This window comes from Hallella faecis, assembly GCF_018789675.1.
GTDB lineage: Bacteria > Bacteroidota > Bacteroidia > Bacteroidales > Bacteroidaceae > Prevotella > Prevotella faecis.
In genome coordinates this window covers 1-2255 of record NZ_JAHKBE010000109.1, presented here as the reverse complement: position 1 = coordinate 2255, position 2255 = coordinate 1, and the positions used below count along the sequence as shown (strand labels likewise).

Below are 2255 nucleotides of genomic sequence, written 5' to 3'. Positions count from 1 at the left end.
ACATTGAGGATTAGATAGTTGTAAATAATCTTAATATTTAACGACACTCCCTAATTTAGTCTGCCCTGCCAAGACTGCCAAGGTGAGCGCACATCATTGCACAGCAAATTGGAACTTTTGATGTTTCAGCACTGCGTAAGCCTTTGTGCAGTCTTGGCCATAACTAAAAAGAACCTTCTGTAAATGGGTCTATTTCCTATTATTAGAGAACTGATACGTTACTATCAATTCCATTTTAATTCAAGTTACTATTAAACTTGCGAAACGATTTCTTATGCTATATAGTACTTGCGAAGACTTTTTTTTATTTTATATTGCTTTACTTTAACTGTTTTTGCGGGTGAATATTAAATCTGTTAAAAAATCTCAAGCAAATCTTATATCTTACCAACTATTAATACCTTTGCACGCAATTTATAATCAATATAGTATTGTAAAAGTCTCCAGCTAAGGAGTCATTTTTACCTGCTAAGATTATTCTTATTCAAAAGGATAACATATTACTCAAGTTTCGGATTTAGACTTTGAGGTTGAATTTATTGTATAAAAAAGGCTTTGAGTATTTCCGTATGTCACGGAAAATGAGTAAATTAGATGTGACAAAAAAAACATTACTCAAAACTCAAAGCCATGAGCAAAATTACAAATATTCCCTCAGAAATCGGCTCACCCGTAAAACCCTGTGTTTACCCAAAGATCATTGATAGTCTGTAGAGGAAGAAGTCGATATCAACAACACCTCTAAGTTGTGCTCTGAATTGTTTGATCTTAGAATTGAGAGATTCTGCAGATGCATTGGTGGCACGATGAATGAAGTAGTTGAGGACTTCATCCAATCTGTCTTTGATAGTTTCTGCAGCTGTATTGAAAGAATCATTTCCAAACTCCCTGACTTTGTCAAACCAGTTCTGCATACTCTCATAGCCAGAAATCCAGGTGGCTCTTGTATTGGAAAATATCATGCGTAGGGAATGAACGAGAGAATACGCCTTCTCCAAGTCTGGATAGCGCTCAAAGAGCAGCTTCATCCTTTCCTTCTGAGTACCTGTCCACTTCTCTGGAGATACCATCAAGGAATAGCGGGTGCGCGTAAGCAGTTCTGGCAAAGTGTCGCCATTAGACAGCCTTTCAGGAACGTATGCCTTGTTCTTGCGGATGGGCTTGCGTCCGCGCTTGTCCTTCTTGCCTTTCTTTCGCCGCTTGAGGCTTTTCTCGTACTTCTCTGCCAACTGTGCCTTGAAGAGCTTACGCTTCTCGTTCTGCTCCTTCTGAGCCTCTTTCTTGTACTTGAGGCGCAGTTCCTGCATGGGGTCTGTAGCGAGTTGCTGCATGTGGAATCGATCAAGTGTGATGGTGGCATATGGGAAGCTTTGAAGTACAATCTGGTGCATTCCTTCCGAGAAGTCCATTGTAACCTCACGCACCTTGCATCTCAAATACCAATGAATCCGCATAAGTGCAGCGACCACATCCTCAACCTTCGTTCCGCTTACGATGGCAACCAAAGCTCCCTTGCCTCCATGGGCATCCTTGTTTGATACTATGGTGTACAAATCCCCGTTTGAGAGCGCAGTCTCATCTATACTCAGATTTGGGCCTATGTTCCTGGGGAAGATAAGCCACTCCCTGGCATGAAGTATGTGTTTCCATGAGCGGAAGTCACTCAAATGATCTTTGTAGGCACGTCCGAACTCATCAGCCTTGATGTGATATGGTTTCTGGAGCGATCTGGCCGTAATCGGGGATGTATCCAACGAATTCTTTTAAAAAAGCCGCAAACTCCTTCGAGTAGCGGGTTCCGTCAGCAACCAGTTGCCAGTCCTTGGAAACACTCTTACCTTCTGCATCCTTCCATCTGCGACGGCGCACATGAAGAATGCTGCGGTATTCATTGATTGGGAAGTGATTCATGCAGGATTCCTCATAAAAACCATTGGGACTTGCATCGGGACATACTTCAGGAGCAACCTCCTTCTCATCAAGGAATATGTGAACACGTGGTTCTCCACCATACTCGTCCGTGCGAACATCTGTAAGGTCAAAATACTCTGTCATCTCGCTGGGAAGGAATACCTTCGCAAGCATCATGTATGGATTATCCTGCATAGCACTACTCTTTTGTGGATGCAAAGATAACTAATTCTAACGAGAATAAAGCAAATCCTGTTAACTATTCAACACAGGGTTTTACTGGTGACCCCAGAAATCCGCAACTTTTTCTCAGAAAAACGTCGCAGTATAGTTATGGATACATT

The 2255-nt window shown here is 42.0% G+C and carries 2 protein-coding genes; both read right to left on the bottom strand.

What is annotated here, in order from left to right:
• Window positions 1–686 precede the first annotated feature (686 nt).
• Complete coding sequence (locus KM934_RS12590) at window positions 687–1754, bottom strand: transposase (protein ID WP_182000856.1); 1068 nt, start codon at window positions 1752–1754, stop codon at window positions 687–689.
• Window positions 1696–2106, bottom strand: coding sequence for an ISAon1 family transposase N-terminal region protein (locus KM934_RS12585; protein ID WP_215760954.1), 411 nt, complete (start codon window positions 2104–2106; stop codon window positions 1696–1698). Before KM934_RS12585 ends, KM934_RS12590 begins: the two co-directional genes overlap by 59 nt.
• Window positions 2107–2255: the final 149 nt, after the last annotated feature.